Annotated in this window: 21 protein-coding genes; 17 read left to right on the top strand and 4 right to left on the bottom strand. The window is 71.6% G+C overall.

Annotated elements, in window-relative coordinates; genetic code table 11:
- Window positions 1–7: 7 nt before the first annotated feature.
- Complete coding sequence (locus tag JQS43_RS17430; protein WP_239675459.1) at window positions 8–148, bottom strand: hypothetical protein; 141 nt, start codon at window positions 146–148, stop codon at window positions 8–10.
- Window positions 149–211: 63 nt separating this feature from the next.
- On the opposite strand from JQS43_RS17430, the gene JQS43_RS17435 reads away from it, so the two are divergent.
- The gene (locus JQS43_RS17435) at window positions 212–892 is read left to right on the top strand and encodes a DsbA family oxidoreductase (protein WP_239675460.1); all 681 of its coding nucleotides are present in this window, start codon (window positions 212–214) and stop codon (window positions 890–892) included.
- A 760-nt stretch (window positions 893–1,652) separates the two neighbouring features.
- Here the strand turns inward: JQS43_RS17435 and JQS43_RS17440 are convergent.
- On the bottom strand, window positions 1,653–2,138 hold the full coding sequence (locus JQS43_RS17440; RefSeq protein ID WP_239675461.1) for a small multi-drug export protein: 486 nt from the start codon (window positions 2,136–2,138) through the stop codon (window positions 1,653–1,655).
- Between the two features lie 228 nt (window positions 2,139–2,366).
- On the opposite strand from JQS43_RS17440, the gene JQS43_RS17445 reads away from it, so the two are divergent.
- From JQS43_RS17445 to arfA, 10 genes are all read left to right on the top strand, one after another.
- A complete protein-coding gene (locus tag JQS43_RS17445; protein ID WP_239675462.1) occupies window positions 2,367–2,990 on the top strand; it encodes a DUF624 domain-containing protein in 624 nt (207 codons plus the stop codon).
- A gap of 35 nt (window positions 2,991–3,025) precedes the next feature.
- Complete coding sequence (locus JQS43_RS17450; protein ID WP_239675463.1) at window positions 3,026–4,330, top strand: ABC transporter substrate-binding protein; 1,305 nt, start codon at window positions 3,026–3,028, stop codon at window positions 4,328–4,330.
- A 41-nt stretch (window positions 4,331–4,371) separates the two neighbouring features.
- Window positions 4,372–5,406: a carbohydrate ABC transporter permease gene (locus JQS43_RS17455; RefSeq protein ID WP_239675464.1), complete on the top strand. Its 1,035-nt coding sequence runs from the start codon at window positions 4,372–4,374 to the stop codon at window positions 5,404–5,406.
- Window positions 5,403–6,290 (top strand): carbohydrate ABC transporter permease, encoded by an 888-nt coding sequence (locus JQS43_RS17460; RefSeq protein WP_239675465.1) that lies wholly within the window; start codon window positions 5,403–5,405, stop codon window positions 6,288–6,290. Before JQS43_RS17455 ends, JQS43_RS17460 begins: the two co-directional genes overlap by 4 nt.
- Window positions 6,291–6,345: 55 nt before the next feature.
- Complete coding sequence (locus JQS43_RS17465; protein ID WP_239675466.1) at window positions 6,346–7,389, top strand: LacI family DNA-binding transcriptional regulator; 1,044 nt, start codon at window positions 6,346–6,348, stop codon at window positions 7,387–7,389.
- Window positions 7,390–7,510: 121 nt separating this feature from the next.
- The gene (locus JQS43_RS17470; protein ID WP_239675467.1) at window positions 7,511–7,867 is read left to right on the top strand and encodes an L-rhamnose mutarotase; all 357 of its coding nucleotides are present in this window, start codon (window positions 7,511–7,513) and stop codon (window positions 7,865–7,867) included.
- Window positions 7,864–9,021: an L-rhamnose isomerase gene (gene rhaI, locus JQS43_RS17475; protein ID WP_239675468.1), complete on the top strand. Its 1,158-nt coding sequence runs from the start codon at window positions 7,864–7,866 to the stop codon at window positions 9,019–9,021. Before JQS43_RS17470 ends, rhaI begins: the two co-directional genes overlap by 4 nt.
- Window position 9,022: 1 nt before the next feature.
- Window positions 9,023–11,053, top strand: a complete 2,031-nt coding sequence (locus tag JQS43_RS17480) for a bifunctional aldolase/short-chain dehydrogenase (protein WP_239675469.1) — start codon at window positions 9,023–9,025, stop codon at window positions 11,051–11,053.
- Window positions 11,050–12,522: a rhamnulokinase gene (locus JQS43_RS17485; RefSeq protein WP_239675470.1), complete on the top strand. Its 1,473-nt coding sequence runs from the start codon at window positions 11,050–11,052 to the stop codon at window positions 12,520–12,522. The genes JQS43_RS17480 and JQS43_RS17485 overlap by 4 nt, the downstream gene beginning before the upstream one ends.
- Window positions 12,523–12,526: 4 nt before the next feature.
- Window positions 12,527–14,047 (top strand): arabinosylfuranosidase ArfA, encoded by a 1,521-nt coding sequence (gene arfA, locus JQS43_RS17490; RefSeq protein ID WP_239675471.1) that lies wholly within the window; start codon window positions 12,527–12,529, stop codon window positions 14,045–14,047.
- A gap of 240 nt (window positions 14,048–14,287) precedes the next feature.
- On the opposite strand, the gene ptsP is transcribed toward arfA, so the two are convergent.
- Window positions 14,288–16,786 (bottom strand): phosphoenolpyruvate--protein phosphotransferase, encoded by a 2,499-nt coding sequence (ptsP, locus tag JQS43_RS17495; protein ID WP_239675472.1) that lies wholly within the window; start codon window positions 16,784–16,786, stop codon window positions 14,288–14,290.
- Between the two features lie 30 nt (window positions 16,787–16,816).
- Window positions 16,817–17,452 carry a dihydroxyacetone kinase subunit DhaL gene (gene dhaL / locus JQS43_RS17500; protein WP_239675473.1) on the bottom strand — a complete coding sequence of 212 codons (636 nt, stop codon included), beginning with the start codon at window positions 17,450–17,452 and terminating at the stop codon, window positions 16,817–16,819.
- 499 nt (window positions 17,453–17,951) lie between these two features.
- On the opposite strand from dhaL, the gene JQS43_RS17505 reads away from it, so the two are divergent.
- The 6 genes from JQS43_RS17505 (at window position 17,952) to JQS43_RS17530 (ending at window position 26,328) form a co-directional block, all read left to right on the top strand.
- Window positions 17,952–18,698 (top strand): SAM-dependent methyltransferase, encoded by a 747-nt coding sequence (locus JQS43_RS17505; RefSeq protein WP_239675474.1) that lies wholly within the window; start codon window positions 17,952–17,954, stop codon window positions 18,696–18,698.
- Window positions 18,699–18,727: 29 nt separating this feature from the next.
- Window positions 18,728–20,401 (top strand): DUF6541 family protein, encoded by a 1,674-nt coding sequence (locus JQS43_RS17510; protein ID WP_239675475.1) that lies wholly within the window; start codon window positions 18,728–18,730, stop codon window positions 20,399–20,401.
- 86 nt (window positions 20,402–20,487) lie between these two features.
- The gene (locus tag JQS43_RS17515) at window positions 20,488–21,693 is read left to right on the top strand and encodes an amino acid deaminase/aldolase (RefSeq protein ID WP_239675476.1); all 1,206 of its coding nucleotides are present in this window, start codon (window positions 20,488–20,490) and stop codon (window positions 21,691–21,693) included.
- Complete coding sequence (locus tag JQS43_RS17520) at window positions 21,690–23,003, top strand: D-arabinono-1,4-lactone oxidase (RefSeq protein WP_239675477.1); 1,314 nt, start codon at window positions 21,690–21,692, stop codon at window positions 23,001–23,003. Before JQS43_RS17515 ends, JQS43_RS17520 begins: the two co-directional genes overlap by 4 nt.
- Window positions 23,004–23,134: 131 nt before the next feature.
- Window positions 23,135–23,341 (top strand): DUF6229 family protein, encoded by a 207-nt coding sequence (locus JQS43_RS17525; RefSeq protein ID WP_239675478.1) that lies wholly within the window; start codon window positions 23,135–23,137, stop codon window positions 23,339–23,341.
- A 2-nt stretch (window positions 23,342–23,343) separates the two neighbouring features.
- Window positions 23,344–26,328 carry a type 2 lanthipeptide synthetase LanM family protein gene (locus JQS43_RS17530; protein WP_239675479.1) on the top strand — a complete coding sequence of 995 codons (2,985 nt, stop codon included), beginning with the start codon at window positions 23,344–23,346 and terminating at the stop codon, window positions 26,326–26,328.
- Window positions 26,329–26,387: the final 59 nt, after the last annotated feature.

The raw sequence follows: 26,387 nt of genomic DNA on the forward strand, positions 1-26,387 counted from the left end.
GGCTGGGTTAGGCGCCGACGCCGGCGATCGAGAGGCCAGTGACGGCGGCGACCGCCGCTACGATGCTCCACACCACGGTGCCCGCGCCGATCCAGCCGAACGAGGCCCGGGCGCTGACTCCGAGGCCCACCGCCACCAGCGCCGACACCTGGGCGCCTAGGCCGATCGGACCGAGCCGGGAAAATGTGATGAAAGCGGGTGAAACTCGCCGATGACAGAAACGTTCCCTCGGGCGAGCGGTGAATCGTCCCTGACGGTGGAGCTGTGGCTCGACATCAGCTGTCCATGGTGCTATCTAGGGCGGCACCGGCTGGCGACGGCGGTCGACGCCGCCAGCCCCGGCGGCGGGGTGGAGATCGTGCTGCGTTCGTTCGAGCTGAACCCGGGCATGTCGACCGAGCCGGTCGCGGTCACGGAGTATCTTGCGGCCAAGTTCGCCGGCACCGTCGAGCGCGCCGAGCAGATCGACGGCCAGGTCGCCGCCCTGGCTCGCGCCGAGGGTCTGCCGTACACGTCGGACCGGCAGCTCGCCAACTCCTTCGACGTGCATCGACTGCTCCACTTGGCGCGCGACTACGGCGTGGCCAACGAGGTGTTCTGGACGCTCCAAGGTGGCTACTTCGCCGGCGAGCTGAACCCGTTCGACCACGACGTGCTGGTCGGCGCGGCAGCGCACGCCGACGTGCCCGCCGCCGCCACCGGCTCGATGCTTACCGGTGACGCGTACGCGGACTCCGTGCGAAAGGAGCTGGCCGCTGGCCGCGAGCTGGGCATCAGCGGGGTTCCCTTCACCGTGCTCGGCGGTGAGTACGCGGTCGCGGGCGCCCAGAGCGTCGACGTGTTCACCGAGGCGGTCCGTACCGCGCTGGCGCAGGCCACCGGCGAGGACTAGCCCCGCGGGGCGCGCCGCCCCGCGCCGCCACGCACGTGGTGCTCTGGGTGGTGATCCACTCCGGCCGACCCGGCGGAGCTGAACGAACTCCGTGCCGCGGTGCTGAGCGTGGCTGGGTCGATAGCCAGCCATGAGACGGCCGCCCAATTGCCTGGATCCCGCTCTTGGGCCGTCCGCCGACGGAGGCGCAGGTGACAAGCGCTCGCCGGGGCACTGGCCGGCGGAACGACCCGGGCATAGTGGTGCATTATGCGACCGTGCCGGAGGGACACCGGACGGCGTACCGAGGGACTCCAGGGACGACGCTCTGCGCGGACGGTGATGGATGTGGCGCGTGCCAATACCTTCCGGGTGGGAGTCAGCGCACTCGCGAGGAGCCGCTTGCGGTGGCGGAAGAATGTGCCCGGTGGCCGGGGTACGGCGGAGGCGGGAGGTGACCCCGTTCCGATCGGCGAGCGGCGAACCCGCTTGAGTCGATCTTGCGGGAGACCGCGGAAGTCACCTCCCGCCGGTGCCGAGTTGGCTGAGCCCTCCTATGAGTCAGGGGTCGACAGGTGCTCCGGCGAAGTGCTGGCAAATCGGAGTCAGGCGTCGTCAGGTCGGGTTCTCACCTCCGCCATGACCTCCCCTTCCGAGATCAAGGTGATTGGCTGGTTGGCGGGGCAGCCACTCAGTCACCTTGATCATGGCGAGCGCGGCGGGGTGGGGTGCGGCGGGGTGGGCGGGTGGGGTGGGGCGCCGGTGGGGCGGGGTTGCTGGGTCAGGCACCGACGCCGGCGATCGAGAGGCCGGTGACGGCGGCGACCGCCGCTACGATGCTCCAGACAACGGTGCCGGCGCCGATCCAGACGAACGAGGCTCGGGCGCTGACTCCGAGGCCCACCGCCACCAGCGCCGACACCTGGGTGCCGAGGCCGATCGGGCCGAGCGCCGCCAGGGCGGGCATCCCCCACCGCCGGAGTAGGCGCTCGATCCGTTCCCGGCGCCGCTGCCGATGGTGCGGCACAGTCTCTCCCCGCTCCGCCCGCCGCCGGGCCCGCCGCGCCTGCCACCAGGTGCGGATCCGCTCGCCGTAGAAGGCGGCGACCCAGACGGTGAGCAGGTTGCCGGCGACGCCGACTAGCACCACGAGGATCGGGTTCAGTCCGGCGACGATGCCGATCGGGATCACCACGATCGCCTCGAGCCACGGGGCTGCGCCGCCGAGGAAGACGCCGAGCAGCAGAAGCACGTCCCCGCCGCTCATCCGGCCACTCTACCCAGCTCGATGACGTGATGGTGGGCGACGGGGCGGGGGTGGCGGGTGTGGCGACCAAGCCGGCGGCGAGGCTGGCGGGCCGGGTGGGCCTGCCAGGCGGGGCCCAGAATCTGGGTCTAGCCAGGGGCGTTACACGTCGGTAAACTAACCGGCCAGCCAAGGTCAGCGGAGGGAGGCGTAGTGCGGTCCAATGGATTGAATCGATTCACTCTCGCCTTGATCGTCGACCATCTCGCACTGAGTCTGCTGTGGCTGGTCAGCTGCCTCGGCATCATTACCGCACCCGCCGGCACCCTGGCGCTCAGCCAGGTGGCGGCGCAACGCGCGGCCGGCGCCGACCCGGGCACCGGCGGCGCCTTCCTCGCCGCGTTCCGCCGACACTTCGTCGGCAGCCTGGCCCTCGGCATCGGCTGGGCGGCGCTCGGCTGCCTACTGGTGCTCGACGTGTTCATCGCCGTCCAGATCGGCCCACCGACCGGCGACATCCTGCTCGTGGCGCTGCTCGCGCTGCTGCTCGGCTATGCCCTGATCACTGCCGCCCTGCCGGCGGCCGCCATCACCTTCGATACCACACCGCTGCGGCTGGTCCGACTCACAACCCTCACTGTCCTACTCGCTCCGGGTCGGGCGATACTCGGGCTGGGGACGCTCGCCGCCGCCATCGGGGTGGTCTGGCTGATACCACTGAGCCTGGTGATCGTCCCCAGCGTTACCGCTGCGCTGCTCCACCGCCTCTACCGAGGCGCGCTCAACCGGTTCCCGGCCGGCACACGCAGGCCGGAAACCGCCCCAACCCGGGCGACTGCATTAGCAACCCCAGCAACCGCGGTTCGCCCGTGAACCCCCACGACACTCATCAAAGGAGACCCCCCACAATGCGCAGAATCAGCCGACGCCGGCTTCTCGGCGGTGCAGTACTCCTCGGGGCCGGCGCCACCGGCCTCACCAGCCTCACCGCCTGCGGCAACGGCGGCGGCTCCGGCTCCGGTTCCGGCAGCAACCTTCGCTTCGCCTGGTGGGGTAACCCGGACCGGGACCGGCGTACCCAGGCCGCGGTCGACCAGTTCGTCGCCCGCGCCGACCGTGGTGTCGACACCGAGCCGAGCAACTGGGACGACTACTGGAGCCGGCTGGCCACCCAGATCTCCGGCGGCAACCCGCCCGACCTGATGCAGATGGATTACCAGTACATCGCCGAGTACGCCGGCCGGGGCGCCCTGTTGGAGCTCGACGACTACGTGCCCGACCCGCTCGACCTCTCCGCGGTGCCGGAGGAGGCGGTCGAGAATGGCCGGATCGGCGGCACCCTCTACGGCATCACCATGGGCTACAACACCTTCGCGATGATGAAGAACCTGCAGGTGATCCGGGACGCCGGGGTCGACGAGCCGGATCACACCCTCACCTGGAGCGAGTTCGCGGAGCTGTGCCGGGAGATCGGCAATAACACCCCCAGCGGCGTGTTCGGCACCCAGAACGCCATGGGGTCGAAGGAGACCCTGGAGTGCTGGCTGCACCAGCGCGGCAAGGCGTTGTTCACCGCCGACGGCCAGCTGGGCTACGACCCGGCGGACCTGGAGGAGTGGTTCGAGTTCTGGCAGGAGCTGGCGGAGACCGGGGGCGCGGTGGATATGGAGACCACCTCCGAGGCGCTGCCGGACCTCTCGGACTGGGAGGTGCCGTCGGGCCGGGGCGCGTTCAACTTCCACTGGTCCAACATCTACCCGGCCTTTGTCGACGTGAGCGCCGACGAGATCGGGATCGGGATGTACCCGCAGGGCGACGGCGCCGGAGCGCAGCCGGGGCAGTATTACAAGGCGTCGATGCTGCTGTCGATCCCCAGCGCGGCCGACGACCCGGACGCCGCCGCCGAGCTGTTGCAGGCGCTGGTGCTGGACGCCGAGATCGCCGCGGAGCTGGGCTTCGAACGGGGCGTCCCCTCCTCGGAGGAGGTCCGCGAGGTGCTTCGGCCGGACGCCAGCGACGAGGAGCTGGCTTCGCTGGAGTATGTCGAGTTCGTCGAGGACAAGGTCGGCGAGGTGCCGCCACCACCACCGGAGGCGGCCGGTCGCCTCGACGACCAGCTGATCTTCTTCGCGGAGGAGGCCGGCTTCGGGCGGATGTCGATCCCGGACGCGGTCGACGCCTACTTCCAGGAAGCCACAAACATCCTCGGCTGAGCGACGCGCCCGGCAGTTCCTGAACGCGTGGAGGCAGACACATGGTGACCGCCACGCCGCCGCCGACGACCTCCGCCACCGGTGCCGACTCCGGCACCGGTGGCGAGGCCGCCGACGCGGCGGCCCGAAGCCGGCGTGCGGCCAGCGCCCGGCGCCGCAGCAACCGTGCGGTGCTGCTGTTCCTGGCGCCCTGGTTCATTGGCCTATTTGGACTGACGCTCGGTCCGATCGTCGCGTCGCTCTACCTGTCGTTCACCGATTTCCAGTTGCTGCGCGGGATCGGGGAGGCCGAGTGGGTGGGGCTGGAGCACTACCAGAACCTCGCCGACGATCGTCACTACCGCAACGCGGTCCGAGTCACGCTGATCTATGTGCTGGTCTCGGTGCCGCTGGCGACCCTGGCCGCCCTGCTGGTGGCGGTGATGCTGAGCGGTAAGCGGCGCGGCATCGGCCTCTACCGGTCGACCTACTATCTGCCCTCGCTGCTGGGCGGCAGCGTCGCGGTGGCCGTGTTGTGGCGGCAGATCTTCGGGTCGGACGGGCTGGTCAATCAGCTGCTGGCCGCCTCCCGGCTGGATCAGGTGCTGGAGTGGTTCGGCATCCCGGCCGGCACGGTCTGGATCTCCAATCCGGACTACGCCATCTACACCCTGATCGTGTTGAACATCTGGCAGTTCGGCGCCCCCATGGTGATCTTCCTCGCCGGCATCAAGCAGATCCCGCAGGATCTGTTGGAGGCCGCGGAGGTGGACGGCGCCGGCCGGGTCGCCCGATTCTGGCGGGTCACGGTGCCGCTGCTCTCGCCGCTGATCTTCTTCAACCTGGTGCTGGGGACGATCAACGCGTTCAAGGCGTTCACCCCGGCGTACATCATCAGCGGCGGGACCGGCGGGCCCTCCGACGGCACGCTCTTCTACACGCTGTATCTCTACCGGGTGGGCTTCGAATACTTCGACATGAGCCGGGCCTCGGCCATGGCCTGGGTGCTGCTGGCGGCGATCGCGCTGTTCACCGCCGGGATGTTCTTCACCGCCCGGTACTGGGTCTACTACGGGGATCAGGTGAAAGTCCGATGAGCGTACCTCCGGTGACGACCGCGACGGTGGCGTCGACGCCGCGCCGGCCGCGCGGCAAGGTGCTCCCCCGGCTGGTGGTCCACACGCTGTTGATCGCCGGCGCGCTGGTGATGATCTACCCGCTGTTGTGGCTGGTGGCCAGTTCGCTGCGGGGCCCGGAGGAGGTCTTCCGGGAGACCGGGCTGATCCCGTGGAATCCCCGGTTCGAGAATTATCTCAACGGGTGGACGGCGCTCACCTTCGACTTCAGCCGCTTCTACATCAACTCGCTGCTGATCTCGACGCTGGCGGTGTTCGGGAACCTGGCGGCCTGCTCGATGGCGGCGTACGCGTTCGCCCGGATCCGGTTCCGGCTCCGGGGGATGTGGTTCGCGATCATGCTAATAACGCTGATGCTGCCGATTCACGTCCTGATCGTGCCGCAGTACGTGATCTTCCACCGGCTGGGCTGGATCGACAGCATCCTGCCGCTGACGGTGCCACATCTGCTGGCGGTCGACGCCTTCTTCATCTTCCTGATGGTCCAGTTCATCCGGGGCATCCCGGTCGAGCTGGACGACGCGGCGCGCATCGACGGGTGCGGGCACGTGCAGATCTTCCTCCGGATCATCCTGCCGCTGATGAAGCCCGCGCTGGTCACCACGGCGATCTTCACGTTCATCTGGAGCTGGGACAACTTTTTCGCCCAGCTGATCTTCCTCAATTCGCCCCGCAACTACACCGTACCGTTGGCGTTGCAGGCCTTCCTGGACTCCACCGGGCGCTCGAACTGGCCGGAGCTGCTGGCGATGTCCACGCTGGCGCTGGTACCGATCTTCGTGATCTTCCTGCTGCTACAGCGCCGGCTCACCGAAGGGATCGCCACCACCGGCCTGAAGGCCTGAGGGCACCGCCTACGCTTGGGACGTTTTAACGGCGGGTGGAGAGCGGAGGCACACGGTGGCGACCCCGATGGTGAGTATTCGGGAGGTGGCGAGCCAGGCCGGAGTATCGGTCGGGACGGTCTCGAACGTGCTCAACCGACCGGAGATCGTGGCGCCCTCCACCCGGGCCCGGGTTCGGCAGGCCATCACCGAGCTCGGGTTCGTCCCGAACGCGTCGGCGCGGCAGCTGCGCCGGGGCCGCGGGCGGGCGCTGGGCCTGGTGGTGCTCGACGTCGCGAACCCGTTCTTCACCGACGTCGCCCGCGGTGTCGATGAAGCGACCAGCGACGCCGGCATGGCGGTCATCTTCTGCAACAGCAACGGCAGCGCCACCCGGGAGGCGGCCTATCTGGACCTGCTGGAGGAGCAGCGGGTGCAGGGGGTGCTGATCACCCCGATCGACGACGCCAACGAGCGGTTCCTGGAGCTGCGCGACCGCGGCATCCTGGTGGTGTTGCTGGACCGGATGGCCCGCCGACCCGACCTGTGCAGCGTGTCGGTCGACGACGAGCACGGTGGCGAGCTGGCGATGCGCCACCTGCTGGAGGTGGGGCACCGCCGGATCGCGTTCATCGGTGGTCCGCTGCGGCTGCAGCAGGTACGCGACCGTTATGAAGGGGCGTTGCGGGCGATCCGGGCCGCCGGGATGGCTGACGAAGAGCTGCGGGTGTTGGAGACTCCGGCGACCACCGTGCCGGCCGGCCGGGACGCCGCGGGCCGGCTGTTGGGCCTGCCCCGCGAGCAGCGCGCGACCGCGGTCTTCTGCGCCAACGATCTGCTCGCGCTCGGGGTGTTGCAGGGCCTGACCCGGCAACGGGTCCGGGTGCCGTCCGACATCGCGATCGTGGGCTACGACGACATCGACTTCGCGGCGGCTGCGGCGGTGCCGATCTCGTCGGTACGCCAGCCGCGCCAACGGCTCGGCCGGGTCGCGGCGGAGCTGTTGATGGACGAGGCGAATCAGCCCGACACCCACCAGCACCGACAGGTGGTGTTCGAGCCGGAGCTGGTGGTCCGCGAGTCCAGCCAGCCCGATCCGGTGGAGTACCCGGGCGGCTGATTCCCGCTCCGGGCAGGAGTTTCCGGAAACTCCGACCGGTTGACAGTCGCTCGCCGCCGCCCGTAGGCTAAGCGGCAGTTGAAACGGTTCATCTCCTTCCGCAACGGGGTGTCGCCAGGCAATGCAACGCGTCTGTTTCCGACTCCGGGTCAAGCCGGAGCGCCTCGCCGAGTACAAACGCCGCCACGCCGCCGTCTGGCCGGAGATGCTGGCCGCGCTGCGCGACGCCGGCTGGCACGACTACTCGCTCTTTCTCCACGACGACGGGTTGCTGGTGGGTTACTTCCGCACCCCCGACCTGACCGCGGCCCTGGCCGCGATGGAGCAGACCGAGGTCAACCAGCGTTGGCAGGCCGAGATGGCGCCGTTCTTCGAGTCTCTCGACGGCCGCCGGCCCGACCAGGGTTTCGAGGTGCTCGAAGAGATTTTCAACCTGGCAGACCAGCTCACCAACGAGCCAGAGAGGCACCAACCGTGACCGACGTCAAACAGGTCCTGCGGACGCAACGGATCGAGACGCCATCCTGGGGGTACGCCAACTCCGGCACCCGGTTCAAGGTCTTTCCCCAGCAGGGGGTGCCGCGGGACCCGTACGAGAAGGTCGCCGACGCGGCCACGGTGCACCGCTTCACCGGCGTGGCCCCGACCGTGGCGCTGCATATCCCGTGGGACACAGTGGATGACTACCAGAAGCTCGCGAGCTACGCCCGAGAGGTCGGCGTCGGGCTCGGGACCATCAACTCCAACGTCTTCCAGGACCCCGACTACATGCTGGGCAGCGTCACCCACCCCGACCCGCGGGTCCGCCGCAAGGCCACCGACCATCTGCTGGCGTGCGTCGACATCATGGACGCCACCGGCTCCCGGGACCTCAAGCTGTGGTTCTCTGACGGCACCAACTACCCCGGGCAGGACGACATCACCGCCCGGCAGGACCGCCTCGCTGCCGCCCTGTCCGAAGTGTACGACCGGCTGGGCAGCGAGCAACGGATGCTGCTGGAGTACAAATTCTTCGAGCCGGCGTTCTACCTGACCGATGTCCCAGACTGGGGCACCGCCTTCAGCCACTGCCTGCGGCTCGGCGAACGCGCCCAGGTGGTCATCGACACCGGCCACCACGCGCCCGGCACAAACATCGAGTTCATCGTGGCGGTGCTGCTGCGCGCCGGCAAGCTGGGTGGGTTCGACTTCAACTCGCGCTTCTACGCCGACGACGACCTGATGGTCGGGGCGGCCGACCCGTTCGGGCTGTTCCGGATCATGCACGAGATCGTCCAGGCCGGCGTGGTCGGGCCGGCCGGTGGCATCGCCTTCATGCTCGACCAGTGCCACAACATCGAGCCGAAGATCCCGGCGATGATCCGCTCGGTGATGAATGTGCAGGAGGCCACGGCCAAGGCGCTGCTGGTCGACCGGGCGGCGCTGCGCCAGGCGCAGCAGGCCGGTGACGTACTCGGGGCCAACGCCGCCCTGATGGACGCCTACAACACCGATGTCCGGCCGCTGCTGGCCGAGCTGCGCAGCGAGGACGGCTTGGACCCGGATCCGGTCGCCGCCTACCACCGCAGCGGGTACGCCGACCAGATCCGCGCCGACCGCGCCGACGGCCAGGCCGCCGGCTGGGGGGCCTGACATGAGCGTCGTCGACGAGCTGCTCAGCCGGAGCAACCGGCTCGGGGCCGACCCGCGCAACACCAACTATGCGGGCGGCAACACCTCCGCCAAGGGCGTCGAGCAGGACCCGGTCACCGGGTCCGCGGTCGACCTGTTGTGGGTCAAGGGCTCCGGCGGTGACCTCGGCACGCTCACCGAAGCCGGGCTGTCGGCGCTGCGGCTGGACCGGTTGCGGGCACTGACCGAGGTCTACCCGGGGCCGGAGCGGGAAGACGAGATGGTCGCGATGTTCGACCACTGCCGGCACGGGCCCGGCGGCGCCGCCCCGTCGATCGACACCGCCATGCACGGCCTGGTCGACGCCGCCCACGTGGACCACCTGCACCCGGACGCCGGGATCGCGTTCGCCACCGCCGCCGACGGCCCCCACCTGACCGAGCAGTGCTTCGGTGACCGGGTGGTGTGGGTGCCGTGGCGGCGGCCCGGTTTCCAGCTGGGGCTCGACATCGCCGCGGTCCGGCGGGAGCACCCGGCCGCGATCGGGGTGATCCTCGGCGGGCACGGCATCACCGCCTGGGGCGCCACCTCCGAGGAGTGCGAGGCCAACTCGCTGGAGATCATCCAGACCGCCCAGGCGTACCTGGACCAACACGGCCGCCCTGAGCCGTTCGGGCCGGCCGCGCCCCAGTGGCGACCGTTGCCAGTGGCCGACCGCCGGGCCCGGGCGGCGGCGCTGGCGCCGGTGCTGCGCGGGCTGGTCGCCACCGACGCGCGCCAGGTCGGCTGCTTCACCGACCGCGCCGAAGTGCTGGAATTCCTCGCCGGCAGCGAGCATCCACGGCTCGCCGCGCTCGGCACCTCCTGCCCCGACCACTTCCTGCGGACCAAGGTGCGCCCACTGGTGCTGGACACCCCGGCCGACGCGCCGCTGACGACCCAGCTGGCGCGGTTGCGGGAGCTGCACGCGGCGTACCGCGCCGACTACACCGCCTACTACCAGCGGTACGCGCGGCCGGGCGACCCGGCGATGCGCGGCGCCGACCCGGCGATCGTGCTCATCCCCGGGGTGGGGATGTTCTCCTACGGCGGCGACGCCCAGACCGCCCGGGTCGCCGGCGAGTATTTTGTCAACGCCATCAACGCGATGCGCGGCGCCGAGTCGGTCTCCCGGTACCAGCCGATCGACGAGTCCGAGAAGTACCGGATCGAGTATTGGGCGCTGGAGGAGGCGAAGCTGCGCCGCCGGCCGGCGCCGAAGCCGCTGGCCTCAAGGGTCGCGCTGGTCACCGGCGCCGGCTCCGGGATCGGGGCGGCGATCGCCCGCCGGCTCGCCGCCGAAGGCGCCTGTGTGGTGGTCGCCGACCGGGACGCCAACGCCGCCGCCGCGGTCGCCAAGGAGTTGGGCAGCACCGATGTGGCGGTCCCGGTCACCGTCGATGTCACCGACGCTGCCGCGGTCGACGCCGCGGTCGACGCCACCGCGCTGGCCTTCGGCGGCCTCGATCTGGTCGTCAACAACGCCGGGATGGCGCTCTCGGCGCCGTTGACCGAGACCACCGAGGCGGACTGGGACCGGCTGCACAGCGTCCTCGCGAAGGGGTCGTTCCTGGTCTCCCGGGCCGCCGCCCGGCTGCTGGTCGAGCAGGGGATCGGCGGCGACATCGTCTACATCGTCAGCAAGAACGCGGTGGTCGCCGGCACCAACAACGTCGCGTACGGGGCGGCCAAGGCCGACCAGGCGCACCAGGTCCGGTTACTCGCCACCGAGCTCGGCGCACACCAGATCCGGGTCAACGGGGTGAACCCCGACGGCGTGGTCCGTGGTTCGGGGATCTTCACCGGCGAGTGGGCGCAGCAGCGCGCCGACTCGTACGGGGTGCCGGTGGAGCGGCTGGGCGAGTTCTACGCCGGGCGTACCCTGCTGAAGCGGGAGGTGCTGCCGGAGCATGTGGCGAACGCGGTCTTCGTCCTGGTGGGGCCGGAGCTGACCCACACCACCGGGCTGCTGATCCCGGTCGACGCTGGCGTGGCCGCCGCATTCGGCCGATGAGCCGGCCGGCACCAGCCTCGGCCGCGCTGGCCGCGGTCGACCTCGGCGCCGACAGCGGTCGGGTGATCCTGGCGGCGGTGAGCCCGGAGCGGATCGAGCTGACCGAGGTGCACCGGTTCGGCAACCAGCCGGTCTCGGCCGGCGGCCGGCTGCACTGGGACATCCTGCGGCTCTACCACGAGACCACGGTGGGCCTGCGGGCCGCCGCGGCGGCGGTGCCGGCGCTGCACAGTGTCGGCGTCGACTCCTGGGCAGTCGATTATGGACTGCTGGACCGCGACGGCGCGCTGCTCGGCAATCCGGTGCACTACCGGGATACCCGTACCGACGGGGTCATGGACCGGGTGGTCGAGCAGCTGGGCGCGCCGTGGCTGTACCAAACCACCGGGCTGCAGCTGCTCCCGTTCAACACGCTGTTCCAGCTGGCCGGCGCGGCCGACGACGCCCAGCTGGCGGCGGCGCACCGGCTACTGCTCCTGCCGGACCTGCTCTGCTACTGGCTCACCGGCGAACCCGGTTGGGAAGTCACCAACGCCTCCACCACCCAACTGCTCAATGTGGAGACCGGCGAGTGGTCCGACGAGCTGCTGGCCCGGGCCGGGATCCGGCGTGAGCTGTTCGGGCCGCTACGCGCCCCCGGCGCGAACGCCGGCCGGCTCCGCGAGCAGGTCGGCGCCGGCCCGGTCCCGGTGACCGTGGTCGGCTCCCACGACACCGCGTCGGCGGTGGTGGCGGTGCCGGCCGAGACCGAACACGCGGCGTTCATCTCCTGCGGCACCTGGTCGCTGGTCGGGGTGGAGCTGCCCAGGCCGGTGCTCACCGAGGCGAGCCGGCTGGCGAACTTCACCAACGAGGCCGGGGTCGACGGCACCGTCCGCTACCTGCGCAATGTGATGGGGCTGTGGCTGTTGCAGGAGTCGCTACGCAGCTGGGCGGCGGCGGGCACCCCGGTGGAGCTGGCCGAGGTGCTGCCGGCCGCGGCGGCCGTCCCCGGCCTGGTCTCGGTGGTGGACGCCGCCGACCCGGGCTACCTGCCGCCCGGGGACATGCCGGCCCGGCTCGCCCGAGCCTGCGCCGAGACCGGGCAGCGGGTGCCCCAGCGACCGGCGGAGCTGGTGCGATGCATTCTGGACAGCTTGGCGCTCGCCCACTGGCGGACGGTGCGGCAGGCGCAGCGGCTCTCCGGCCGATCGGTCGAGGTGGTACACATGGTCGGTGGTGGTTCCCGGAACGAGCTGCTGTGCCAGCTCACCGCTGACGCCTGCGGGCTGCCGGTGGTAGCCGGGCCGGTGGAGGCGACCGCCCTCGGCAACGCGCTGGTCCAGGCCCGCGCGGTCGGGGTGATCGACGGGGACCTGGCCGCGCTGCGGGCGCTGGTCCGGCGCAGTGAGCCGCTGCGCCGCTACGAACCAACGGGAGACCAAGCCCGGTGGCGTGCCGCCGCCGAGCGGATCGGTTTGGAGGTCTAGCAGCATGGCGGATTCCGGAAAGACCCGGCAGGCGCGGGTCACCCTCAGCAACCACCTGCCCGTGGGCGAGGTTGATCCGCGGTTGTACGGCTCGTTCCTGGAGCACCTGGGGCGGGCGGTCTACACCGGAGTGTTTGAACCCGGCCACCCCGCCGCCGACGCGGACGGGCTGCGCACCGATGTGTTGGCGCTGGTGCGAGAGCTCGGCACGACGATGGTGCGCTACCCGGGCGGCAACTTCGTCTCCGGCTACCGGTGGGAGGACGGGGTCGGGCCGCGCGAGGACCGTCCCCGCCGGCTGGACCTGGCGTGGCGGTCGGTGGAGCCGAACACCTTCGGCCTCGGCGAGTTCATGCGGTTCACCCAGGTGGCCGGGCTGGAGCCGATGATGGCGGTCAACCTCGGTACGCGCGGCATCGAGGCCGCCTGCGACCTACTGGAGTACAGCAACCATCCGGGCGGCACCGCGCTGTCCGACCTCCGCCGCGCCCACGGCGACCCCGACCCGTACGGGATCCGGCTATGGTGTCTGGGCAACGAGATGGACGGCCCCTGGCAGATCGGTGACAAGACCGCCCAGGAGTACGGCCGGCTCGCCGGCCAGACCGCCCGAGCGATGCGGATGATCGACCCCGACCTGCAGCTGGTCGCCTGTGGCAGCTCGGGGCGGAGCATGCCCACCTTCGGCGAGTGGGAGGCGACCGTCCTGGAGCACACCTACGACGCGGTCGACTTCATCTCCTGCCACTCCTACTACCAGGAGTTCGACGGCGACGTCGACAGCTTCCTCGCCTCCGCGGCGGACATGGAGTCGTTCATCGAAGGTACGGTCGCCACCTGCGACTACGTCAAGGCGAAGCGCAAGTCGTCAAAGAGCATCCAGATCTCCTTTGATGAATGGAACGTCTGGTATATGCATGACTCGCCGCACCCAACACCGGAGCCGTGGACGGAGGCGCCGCGGCTGCTGGAGGATGTCTACTCGGTCACCGACGCGGTGGTCTTCGGCAGCCTGCTGATTGCGATGCTGCGCCACTGCGACCGGGTCACCGCCGCCTGCCTGGCGCAGCTGGTGAACGTGATCGCGCCGATCATGACCGAGCCGGGCGGGCCGGCGTGGCGGCAGACCACCTTCTACCCGTTCGCGCAGGCGGCCCGGTATGGACGCGGCCAGGTGCTGCGGCTGGCGATCGACAGCCCGACGTATGACACCGCCAAGCACGGTACGGTGCCGGTGCTGCACGCCACCGCGGTCACCGGCGAGGACGGGGTGACCACGCTGTTCGCGGTCAACCGGGACACCGACCGGCCGCTGAAGCTGGTGGTGGACCTGCGGGAGCTGGCGCCCCCTGACGGCCCGGCGCACCACTCGGCGCTGGCCGACCCGGACCGGCACGCCCGCAACACCAGCGCAGAGCCGGACCGGGTGACCCCCCGGCAGCTCTCCGGCGCAGTGATCGAGGGCGGCACACTCCGCGCCACCCTCCCCCCGCTCTCCTGGAACACCATCCGCCTGAGCGCCTGAACTCGCTGAGTGCCCGGGAGGGCTTGCTCCCTCCCGGGCAGGTCAACCGAGGTCCGCTACGTGGCCTACGAGAACTGCTAGCACAAACGGAGCAGTCTCGGTAGCGCCACGGCGCGCCCGCCGGCCCTTGGTGGGTTGAGTGGTGATCCACTAGGACGCTGTAACGGGTCATACCTGGCAAGTCGGGCGCCACTCAGCCCACCAAGCCGGGTAAGGAGGGCTCTCCGCACCGAGCCCCGTCTAGTCTCCGGCGAGCAGTGTCCGGACCTCGGCAGCGCTGGGCAGGGTTACCGCCCGGGCGGCGAGCGGGACGGCCGCGGCCAGGTCGACCTGCCGTACCGCCTGCTTCACCATCGGCACCGCGGCCGGGACCACGCTCAACTCTCGCACCCCCAGCCCGACCAGCACCGGCACCGCGACCTCGTCGGCGGCGAGTTCGCCGCAGACCGCCACCCGGACCGACGACGGGGCCGCTCGGCACACCTCGTCGATGAGCCGCAACACCGCCGGGTCCAACGGATCGGCGAGCGCGGCCACCGAAGGGTTGCCCCGTTCGGCCGCGAGCGTGTACTGGGTCAGGTCATTGGTACCGATGCTGACGAAGTCGACCAGCGGCGCGAAGGCCGCCACCCGCAGCGCCGCGGCCGGCACCTCCACCATGATCCCGACCTCGAGCCCGGCCGGCCGACCGGCACCGACTACGGTGATCGCCTCGTCGAGGAGCGCCAGTGCGGCGGTCACCTCATCCCGGGTGGCGACCATCGGGAACATCAGCCGCACCGGCGAGTCGTGCGCCACCCGACAGGCCGCGACCAGCTGGTCGCGCAGAATCTCCGGCCGGGCCAGCGAGAGCCGGATACCCCGTAGCCCGAGGAACGGGTTGGCCTCTTGCCCGGTGGGCAGGAAGGGCACCGGTTTGTCCCCGCCCACGTCCAGGGTGCGCAGGGTCAGTGGACGGTGGCCCAAGCCTTCGGCGAGCTCCCGGTATGCCCGCTCCTGTTCGGACACGCTCGGCGGCTCGGCCCGGTTGACGAAGAGGAACTCGGTGCGCACCAGCCCAGCAGCGTCGGCACCCGCCGCAGCGGCCTCGGCCGCGTCAGTCACCGTACCGAGGTTGGCGGCGACCTCAATGGTCACACCGTCGCGGGTGTTGGCCGGGGCCCCGGCGGCGGCCCGAGCCGTGGCCTCCCGCTCCGCCCACTCCCGTGCCCGGCCGGCGAACCGTTCCCGGGTGGCCGGGTCCGGGTCGACCACCAGCTCCCCGCGCTGCCCGTCCAGCGCTACCACCGTCCGGACCGGCAGGTCGAGCACGCCCGCGCCGACCGCGACCAGCATCGGAATCCTCCGGCTGCGGGCGAGGATGGCGCTGTGGGCGGTCGGGCTGCCGTGGGCGAGCACAATCCCGGCGACCAGATCGGCGTCGAGCTGGCTCACCTCGCCCGGGGTGAGGTCGGCGGCGACCAACACCCCGTCGTGCGACACGAACCCGCTCGCCACCCCGAGCAGGGCGCGCAGCACCTGCTCGGTGACCGCCTGCACGTCGGCGGCGCGGGCCCGCTGGTACGGGTCGGGCAGGGCGGCGAACTGCTCCGCCAACCCGCCGAGCACCTCGGCCCACGCCCGTTCGACGGGCGCCCCGGCCTCGATCTGCTCGCGGACCTGGTCGAGCAGCTCCGCGTCGTCGAGCAGGGCCACGTGCGCATCGAAGATCGCCGCGTCCTGCTCCCCCAGCTCGCGGGCGGTACGGTCGCGTACCTCCTGGGTTTCCCGGCGGACCTGCCCGACCGCTTCCCGCAGCCGGTCGGCCTCGGATGCCGGGTCGCCGGCCGGCCGGTCGGGCAGCGTCAGCGGCGGCGGCTCGGGCGTCCAGATCGGACCGATGCCGATCCCTGGCGAGGCGGGCAGCGGCCCACCGCTGCCCGCCGTCAGCGGTTCGGCGGCAGCTGGCTCGGCCGCCGACGGCCCGGCCGCAGCAGGCTCGGCAACGGGTTCGGTCGCCCCCGCTGGTGGCGCCGGCGGGGCCGGATCGTCGAAGCCTCGAGCGGCCAGGGCCAACACCCGCTCGACCGCCGTGGGCGCCTCCGGACCGCTCGCCGCCACCTCCACCTCATGGTCGGGCAGCGCCCCCAGCGTCGAGACCCGGCTCAGGCTGTTCGCCGGCACCGGCCCGGCGCCGGTGGTGAGGTTGCGCAGGGTCACCTGCGCCGCCACGTCCCGCAGCTCCGCCACCAGCCGAGCCGCCGGCCGGGCATGCAGACCATGCGGGTTGGTCACGGTGAACGTCTCGACCACCGCCGGCTCCTCAGCCCTCTGCTCCCCAGCTGCCGGCGCCGGCCCGGCCAGATGCTCCTGCTTGCCAGCCAGCGCCCCGGTCGCCTCCGCGGCCACCTCCGCCAGCGCCGCCCCGCCCGCGGCCGCCACCACCGCCACCACCAGCCCCTCGACCAGCGGCGCCGGGCAGAGCAGCACCTGCTCGCGTACCTCTGGGTCGAGCAGCTCCAGGGCCAGCTCGGCGCTGAGCACCGCGCTGCCCAGGTCCATCAGCACCAGCACCCCGGCTGGCCCGGCAACCGATTCGATCGCAGCCTGGATCTGCGTGGCGTCGGTGCCGAGCGTAGTCTCGTCCAATCCGGCCGCGACCGCGATCGCCACCTCGTCGCCCGGTGCCATCTCCCGGGCCAACCCCACCGCCGCCTGCGCCAGCGGATAGCTGTGGGCGACCACCACGATGCCGACCATGCCCCACTCCCCCCGTTCGTGGCTGCCGCGTCAGCTCATGGCCGTCGCCGCGGCGGCCAGCAGCAGGGCCACGGTGGTGGCCCCCGGATCCTGGTGTCCGATGCTCCGTTCACCCAGGTAGCTCGCCCGACCCTTGCGCGCCAACATCGGCACGGTCGCGTCCCGGCCGTCGGCGGCGGCCTGCGCCGCTGCCGCCAACCCGTCAGCGAGCGGCTGGTCCTGCCCCACCGCCGACTCCAGCGCCGCCACCGCGGGCGTGAGCGCGTCGACCATGGTCTTGTCGCCGGGTTCGGCCTTGCCCCGGGCCACCACCCCTGCCAACCCGGCGGAGAGGCCCGCGGCGAACTGGTCCGGCGTCACCTCGGTCGCCTCGCCCAGCGCCGCCCCGAGCCGCAGGAAGAAGGTGCCGAAGAGCGGGCCGGAGGCGCCGCCGACCTTGCTGACCAGCGTCATCCCCACCTGCTTACCCAGCCCCGCCGGGGTCTGCGGCGGGTCGGCGGCGAGCGCCTCCGCCACCGCGGTCATGCCGCGGTCCATGTTCGTGCCGTGGTCGGCGTCGCCGATAGCGGCGTCGAGCGCGGTCAGCTCCTCCTTATGCGCCTTGATCAACCGGCCGAACTCGGTCAGCCAGCCGGTCAGGTCACTCACGGTGATGTCGCTACTCATGGTCACACTCCCGGTCACGGTGGTCCGCACGACTGTTCGAGATCACGATGTGCTACTGGTGGCAGGTTACGGTTTGATCAATCCTTGCGTATGGGAGTGACACGAAGCTCCGATATAGCAAGGGTCCTCCCACAGAATCGCCTCACCCCGGAGCTTTCTATGGTCTAGTCTGTCATGCCCACCCAGCAGTAGTCGTCAAGAACATGGCCGGTGTCGCCAGCGCTGGTGAGCCGAGCCCGGACCCGGTAGCCGGACACCGTGATGTGAGTGCCGGCCGCTACCCTCCCAGGCCATTCACGATCCTCGAGCCTTACACCAGGATCTTCAACCGACCGTCGCTCCATGATGTAGCATGCGTCAATGAATTCTCCCTCCCCGGAGGACGCAAGGGCCGGGCATGTCGATCGGGTAGCCGACTATTACGACGCCAATACTCGAAGGTTCCTACTTGTCAATGAGTCGGATGCCGGCGCTATTCACCGCTGCGTGTGGACCCCGGATGCGGCCAACCCCCGACGAAGCTGCGGACACCGTCAATCGCCTGGTGCTAGAACGCTTGCAGGGTCACCTGCCGCCGGACGGAGGGCGGTTGCTCGACCTCGGCTGCGGCGTGGGCGCGACCATGGTCCGCTTGGCGCAGGCGACGCAGGCGCAGGTGACGGGGGTGACGATCAGCCGCGTTCAGGCCGAGGTCGGCGAGAAGCGGTTGGCGACTGCTGGGGTGGCTGATCGCTGCGAGATCATCTGCCTGGACTTTGCCGAGCTGCCCACCGAGCCTCGCTACCACGCCATGGTGGGCATTGAATCAATCGTGCACTCACCGTCGGTGGCCGATCTAGTTATGACCCTGGCCTCGCGTCTTCACCCGGGCGGCCGCCTTATCCTGTGCGACGACTGGGCGACCGACAAGGACCGTGGCGTGGCGGCTCGGGAACGTTGCTTGGCACAGTTCCGGGCCGGTTGGCGCATCGGTAGCCTGCACACGGTGGCGGAGTTCGCCGGTCTGGCCGAGCGCGCCGGCCTACGCCTGCGTGAGGACTTGGACCTCACCTCGTACCTGCGCCTGGGGCGGCCACGCGACCGCCTAGTCAATGTGGCACTGGGCGCCGTTCGGGCCCTGCCGAGGGTTCGCGATCGCGTGGTCGACATTCCATTTTGGGCCAACATGATCGGCGGCTCGGCGTTGCAGCAGGGGTTGTCGCGGCGTTGGCTGGAGTACCGTCTGCTGCTTCTTGAGCGGGTATAACGTCACCTGGTGTTGGCGCAGATAAGCTGATGAGCTGGCCACGCCCGGCACGCCTGGTCGCTTGGACGCTCTTGCTGGCGGCCGCCGTTGGCCAGGTTCGGGTCTGGTCCTCCGATCGGGGCTTCTGGCTCGACGAGTTGTCGGTCGCCATCAACCTGCGCGAGCGGGCGTGGTCGGAGCTACCCGGCGGGCTGGAGTACTACCAGGTTGCCCCGGTGGGTTGGTTGGCGGTCACCAAGGCGTTGCGAGAGTGGGTGGGCGAGGCAGAGGTCGTGCTACGACTGCCGTCGCTGGTGGCAGGGGTAGCGCTGCTCGTCCTTACCATGGTGATCGCACGGCGGGCGGTAGGTGAGTGGGCGTCGGCCGTGGCGGTGGGTTTGGTGGGTTTCTCACCTACGCTGCTGTACTACTCAGGTGAGCTCAAGCAGTATGCCGTGGAGACGGCGGTCGCGCTCGGTCTCCTACTCCTCGGCGACGAGTTGCTTCGGCGGGACCCGCAGCGCCGGCAGGGCGCGGAGCAGGAGAACGGCTGGCGGTGGCCGGTCTTGGCCGCCGGTGCTGGGCTGGTTGCGGTGGCGGTGACATTGAGCTACAGCGCACTGATTGTGCTGGCCGGGGTCACCGCAGGGCTGGCTGCGATCTTTGCGGCGCGGCGGCAGTGGCCGGCCATGGCAGTGCTGTTCCTGGCCGCGGCGCCGGCCGCGGCGCTCGGCGTTGGGCTGGCGTGGTACCGACGGCTATACCCGCTGGCCCCCAATCAGGACACCTGGTTTGCGCACGGCATGCCAGTGCCGGGAGCCGGCGTGGGCGACGTCGTAGCCTGGCTGCCGCAGACCTGGACCGGTTTCGTCGCGTCGCCGCTGGGCTGGCGAAGTGGCTGGTGGACTCTCGGGCTGGTGGCGATCGGGCTGGTCGCGCTGCTGCGACGGGGTCGGGGACACTGGGCGGCGATGGCGGCCGGAGTGCTGGCGATGGCGATGGTGGCGGCGGTGCTGCGTGGCTACCCCCTCGCCGACCGGGTCGCCCTCTACCTGGTGACACCGGTGATCTTGCTGGTCGTGGCCGGCGTCGACGGCGTCGCTCGAGGGGTCCGCTGGGTCGCCAGGCAGATCCAGCTGGTGCCCGCCACCGCCGCCGGCACCGCGGCGGCGGTGGTGGCGGCCGTTGCTGTGGTGATGCCCGGGCCGCCGGTCGGCGACGGGGTACAGCAGATGCTGGCGCCACCCGACCGGGACCGCGGCCGCGAGGTGCTAGCCGACCTCGCCGGCCGGGTGCGCCCGGGCGATGTGGTGATCGCCAACTGGTTCGCCGAACAGCTGGGGCGCTGGTACGGGCTGGAGGTCGCGGGTCTGGTGCGGATGGCGCCGGCCGAGGATCCGCAGTTGTGCCGCCCTGACTCGGTTGACGCCCTGCTGGCGGGCGCATCTCGGGCCTGGTATCTGCACGGCGCCCCGCCCGGCTCCGAGCCGGCCGACCACACGGTACGAGTGGCGGCGCAGCTCGCCCAGCGCGGGCGAATCGTGGACGCGTGGACCCTGGGCGAGGACGGGTTGAGCAACGAACCCGGCTGGATCCTGCTGGATCTCACCGCCGGACCGGACCCCACCCCACCAACGGTCGAGCCGCACCCCGACTTCGCCTGCCTCACCGAGACCGAGGGGGTCGCGAATGAGCACCAGCTGACCCGCGGCGGCCGAAGCTAGCACCACCGGCGCGCCGGGGCTCCGCCACTCCCGCCCCGCCGAGTTCGTGGGGTGCGCGGCGGGTACGCCGGCAGTACAGTACGGGCATGTCCCGGTCGACGGACCAGGCGCTGCGGCGGCGGCTGGACCGTGCCACCGCTGCCCTCGACCCCCCGTTCGCGGTGGTCGACCTGGCCGCCTTCGATGCCAACGCCGACGCGCTCACCAGCGCCGCCGCCGGTACTCCGATCCGGGTGGCGAGCAAGTCGGTCCGGTGCCGGGCGCTGCTGCGCCGGGTGCTGTCCCGCCCCGGCTGGCGGGGCGTGCTCGCGTACACGCTCGCCGAAGCGCTGTGGCTGAGCCGCACCGGGGTCAGCGACGACGTGCTGGTCGGCTACCCGAGCGCAGACCACGGCTCGCTGGTCGACCTGGTCGGCGACCCAGCTGCACTGGCGACGGTCACGCTCATGATCGACGACCAGGCCCAGCTCGACCTGATCGATGCGCTGGCCCCGCCCGCCACCCGGGCCGCGCCGGTCCGGCTCTGCCTCGACCTGGACGCCTCCTGGCGGCCACTGCGCCGGCTGCACGTCGGGGTGCGCCGCTCCCCGCTCCACACCCCGGCGCAGGCGGGCGCGCTCGCCGCGGCCATCGCTGCCCGCCCCGGCTACGTACTCACCGGCGTCATGGCCTATGAAGCACAGATCGCCGGGGTGCCGGACGCCGGGGCCAGTCCGCGGGCGGCCGCGGTCCGGCTGATGCAGCGCCGCTCCGACCGGGAACTGCGGGCCCGTCGGGGCGCGGTGGTCGCTGAGGTACGCCGGCACGCCCAGCTCCGGTTCGTCAACGGCGGCGGCACCGGCAGCCTGGCCCGGACCGTCGCCGATCCGGCGGTCACCGAGGTCACCGCCGGCTCCGGGCTCTACGGGCCGGCGCTCTTCGACGGCTACCGGGCCTGGCGGCCGACGCCGGCGGCGCTGTTCGCGCTGCCGGTGGTGCGCCGGCCTTCGCCGCGGATCGCGACCGTCGCCGGTGGCGGCTGGATCGGTTCCGGGGCAACCGGCCGCAGCCGGCAACCGTTGCCGTGGCTGCCGGCCGGGCTCCGGCTGCTCGGCACCGAAGGCGCCGGGGAGGTGCAGACGCCGGTGACCGGCGCGGCGGCTGCCGGGCTCGCCCCCGGCGACCGGGTCTGGTTCCGGCACGCCAAGGCCGGGGAGCTCTGCGAGCACGTCACCGCGCTGCACCTGATCGACGGCGACGAGATCGTCGAGACGGTCGAGACCTACCGCGGTGAGGGGGCTGCGTTCGGATGAGCCTCCCGCCGCTGACCCGGCGCCGCTGGCGCAACTGGGCCGGCAACCAGCGCACCGCCGGCGAGCTGGCCCGGCCCCGGACAGTGGCGGAGCTGGCCGCACTGCTCCGGTACGCGGGTGCGGCGGGCCGGCAGGTGACGGTGGTCGGCAGCGGCCACTCGTTCACTAGCATCGCTCGCGGCGCCGACATCCAAATAGCACTGTCGGGGATGGCCGGTGCCATCACCCGCGGGCCGACCCCCCGGACGGTGCGGGTGCCCGCCGGCACCACCCTGCGCCAGCTCAACCGCTGGCTCGCCGCCCACCAGCTCGCGCTGCCGAACCTCGGCGACATCGACGCCCAGACGGTCGGCGGCGCGATCGCCACCGGCACCCACGGCACCGGCGCCCGGTTCGGCGGGCTCGCCAGCCAAGTGGTCGAGCTGACCCTGGTCGGTGCCGATGGTGAGGTGCGGCGCTGCTCGGCCACCGAGCAGCCGGACCTGTTCGCCGCCGCCACGGTCGGGCTCGGCGCCCTGGGCGTGGTGACCGAGGTGACGCTGCGCTGCGTGGCCGCGTTCGTGCTGCACGCCGACGAACGGCCGGTGCCGCTGGCGCAGACGCTGGCCGAGTTCGACGAGTACTGCGCCGACAACGAGCACGTCGAGTTCTACTGGCTGCCCTACACAGAGGCGACGCTGGTCAAGCGGAACAACCGCGCCGCCACCGACAGCCGGCCGATGACCCGGCTCCGGGCGTGGTGGGAGAACGACGTCCTGCAGAACGTCGCGCTGGGCGGAGTGTGCAAAGCGGGGCGGGCGGTGCCAGCGGCCGCCCCGGCGCTGGCCCGGCTGATGGCGCGGGCCTTCACCCCGGTCAGCTACACCAACCGCTCGGACCGGATCTTCACCACGCCCCGCCGGGTCCGCTTCGTCGAACTTGAGTACGCCCTGCCGCGGGCAGCGCTGCCAGCGGCCTTCGCCGAGCTGCGGCGGATCGTGGCCCGGTCGCCGCAGCGGGTGCTGTTGCCGGTGGAGGTGCGGGTCGGGGCGGGCGACGACAGCTGGCTGTCGCCGGCCTACCAGCGCAACTGCGCGTACCTGGCGATCCACCAGTATGTCGGCGCCCCGTACCAGGGCTATTTTCAGGCGGTGGAGCGCGCCTGTGCCGGGCTCGACGGCCGGCCCCACTGGGGCAAGCTGCACTGGCGCGACGCGGAATCGCTCGCCACCGCCTACCCGCGCTTCGCCGACTTCCTGGCGGTAAGGGATCGGCTCGACCCCGGTCGGGTCTTCGGCAACCCGTACCTGGCCCGGGTGCTCGGCCCCTGACGCTGCTCGGCCCCTGACCCGCCTGGCCAGGTCGTCCAGTCGCCGTCCAGCACCGGGTGATAGTCAGAGGGCGGCCGGACACCCCCGGCCACAGTGAGGGAACCCCTCAGGACCTGAAGGGAGTGGTAGAGATGAGCACGCTGGCTCCGGAACGCACCGCGGCAGAGACGGTCGACGCCTGGCGGCGCGGCCTCGACGACAGCTGGGAGAACCCGGCCGGGCCCCGGTTCCTCGGTGACTACACCGAATCGGAGATCACCCTCACCGGTGGTCAGACCAACGACCCCGCCACCATGGGCAGTCTCTGCACCGGGGGCATCTGCACCGCCTGCTGCTGACGATGACGACCGACGCGGTCGAGGTGGCCCTGCGGGGCGATGTCGACCGGATGCTGAGCCGCCTGGTGGAGCCGCCGCTGGCGACCCTGGCGGCCCAGCTCCGGTCGTTGGGCACCCTGAGCGAACCCGAGCAGCAGGTGCTCATCGCCGGGGTCCGGGATGGCCTGACCCAGGTGGCCTGGCGCCGAGTCAGCCGGGTGGTGCTGCTGGAGCTCAACGCCGCCCGGGTGACCGGCCAGCTCACCGCCGACGACGCCGACGGCCGCTGGCGGGAGTGGGTGGCCCGGCTCGCTGAACCCGACGGGTGGGAACGCGTCGCCGCGCCGTACCCGCCGCTGCTGCCGCAGCTGTGGACGCTGATCGGCAACCGGTGCGCCGCCGCGCTGCGGATGGCCGACCGGTTCGGGCGCGACCGCGGACGGCTCGGGCAGCTGGTCGGCGGCGCCCTCGGCGAGCTGCAGGCGATCTCCACCGACGCCGGCGACAGCCACCGCGGTGGCGAGTCGGTCACCATCCTCCGCTGCACCGGCGGCAGTGTTGTCTACAAGCCACGTTCGGTCCGGGTGGACGCGGCGCTCGACCGGTTCCTCCGGCAGGTCCTCCCCGACGAGCCCGAACCGAGCCGGATCCGAGTGCCGGCGGTGCTGCCCAGCCCCGAGGATCGGTACGGCTGGGCCGAGTACGTCCCCCACGTCTACTGTGCCGACCAGGAGCAGCTGGGCACCTTCTACCGCAACCTTGGCCACTGGTTGGCGGTGATGCGGGCGTTGGCCGGCAGCGACCTGCACAACGAGAACGTCGTAGCGTGCGGCCCGGTGCCGGTCGTGGTGGACTGCGAGACGCTCTTCACCCCGCCGGACACCTCCCGCCCCTCCGGGTTCGGCGAGGCCCTTGACCTGGCCGCCGCCCAGACCCGACAGTCGCTGCTGCGCACCGGGCTGCTGCCGGGACGGCAGGCGTTGCTGGGTTGGCGGGGCGTGGACCCCTCGGCGGCCGGGTTCCTCCCCAGCGAACAACCCACGGTGCAGGTCCCCACCATCGCCGACCCGGGCACTGACCGGGCCCGGCTCACGCTCACCACTGGGGAACTGCCGGCGAGCGCCAACCTGCCCAGCCCGGAACCGGACCTGGGCGGGTACTGGCAGGCGGTAGTGGGTGGATTCAGCGAACTCACGGAGGTGCTGCACGCCCGCGACGCACACGGGGAGCTGGCACCACTGCTGGCCGAGTTCGCCGACTGTCCGGTCCGGGTGGTGGTGCGGGACACCACCGCGTACACCGAACTGGGTCGGATGCTGTGGCACCCGGCCTCGCTGCACGACCCGCCGCCGGCCCGCCGCCGGGCGGCCGAACTACTGGTCCAACACGCGGAGAACCGGCCGGGCGCCCCCGACGCGGCGGCGGTGGTCGAAGCGGAGATCGACGAGCTGCTCGACGGTGATGTGCCGGTCTTCACCACCACACCGGGCACCGGGGTACTCACCGGCCCCCGGGGCACCACCTTCGGGGAACCCCGCGATCTGGTCGCCGAGACGCTGCACCGATGGCGGCAGATGCGACCCGAGGCGGAACGCCGGGTGATCCGGGCCGCGATGGTCGGGGCCTACCTGAACGACGGCTGGCGCCCCGGCCAGGACCGGCTCCCGTCGGTCACGCCCCGCGCCGACGGGTTGGACCGGCGACGACGGGAGCAGGCGGCCACGATCGTGGCGAGGATCGCCACGGAGGCGATCTGGGGTCGCGACGGCTCGGTCACCTGGGTGGCCCCGGTACGCTCCAGCGCCGGCTGGGCGGTCCAACCACTGCCCACCGACCTGTACGGGGGCGGGTTCGGGGTGGCGGTGGTGCTCGCCGGCTATCTACGGGAAGTTTCCCAGAGCCGGGCCGACCCGGTGCCCGGGCTCACCGAACTGCTCGCCGCCGTGGTCCACACCATCCGCCTCGCCGAAGACCAGCAGCGGCGACAGCAGGCCGACGCGGCGGCGCTCGACATCCGGATCCGCCCCGACCCGCCCGGCGGGTACCTCGGCATCGGCTCCCGCATCTGGGGCTGGCTACTGCTGCACCAGCTCGGCGTGGTGCCGGGCGACGAGGCGCGGCGGCGGGCCAGCGGGTTGGCGGAGCTGCTGCCGGCGGCGGCCGCCGCCGATCGGGAACATGACCTGGTGACCGGTTCGGCCGGGGCGATCGTGCCGCTGCTGGCGCTGGCCGACCAGGTTGACGCGGCTCCCGCCGACGCCGGAGCCGGCACCGATAGCGACTCCGGTCCGCGGCTGCGGGCGCTCGCCGGCCAACTGGGCGACCGGCTGCAGGCTTCGGCCAGCCGGGCCGGCGCCGGTGCCGGCTGGCCCACCGACGCGTACCCGGACGGCATCGGTGGTCTGTCGCACGGTGCCACCGGCATCGGTTGGGCGCTGCGCCGGCTCGCCGACGCGACCGGGCGGGCCGAGTTCGCCGAGCTCGCCGAAGCGGCGTTCACCCGGGAAGCGTCCTACTTCGACCCCGACGAGGGTGCGTGGCGGGACGCCCGGGAGGGCAAACGGCACGGCGCGGCGTGGTGCCACGGTTCGGTGGGGATCGGCATCGCCGCCGATGACCTGCTGGGTCGGCGGGGCTCCGGCCGGTGGGAAGGGGTGCTCCGGCACGCCGCCGCGCACGCCTGGGCCGACGGCTTCGGCTGGACCCACACGCTCTGCCACGGCGACCTCGGGGCGTGGGAGTTGCTGGCCCGCGCGTCGGCGCGAGGGCTCGGCCCACCCGGCGTCACCGCGGAGCTGGTGGCCGCCCGACTGTTGACCACTCTGGAGGAACACGGCCCGATGAGCGGCATGGCTCGGGACGCTTTCGCGCCCGGGCTGCTAGCCGGCGAGGGTGGTGTCGCCTACCAGCTGCTGCGGCTGCATCCGGAGTGCGACCTGCCCTCGGTGCTGCTACCGGTCCCCGCTTCCCCCGGCCGACCCACCGGCCGACCCACCGGCCGATCATGAGCCTGTGAACCGACACGCCGGGTGTGTCGGGTTCATCCGCTCATGATCGACCGTAGGGC

Source organism: Natronosporangium hydrolyticum (genome assembly GCF_016925615.1).
GTDB classification, from domain to species: Bacteria; Actinomycetota; Actinomycetes; order Mycobacteriales; family Micromonosporaceae; genus Natronosporangium; species Natronosporangium hydrolyticum.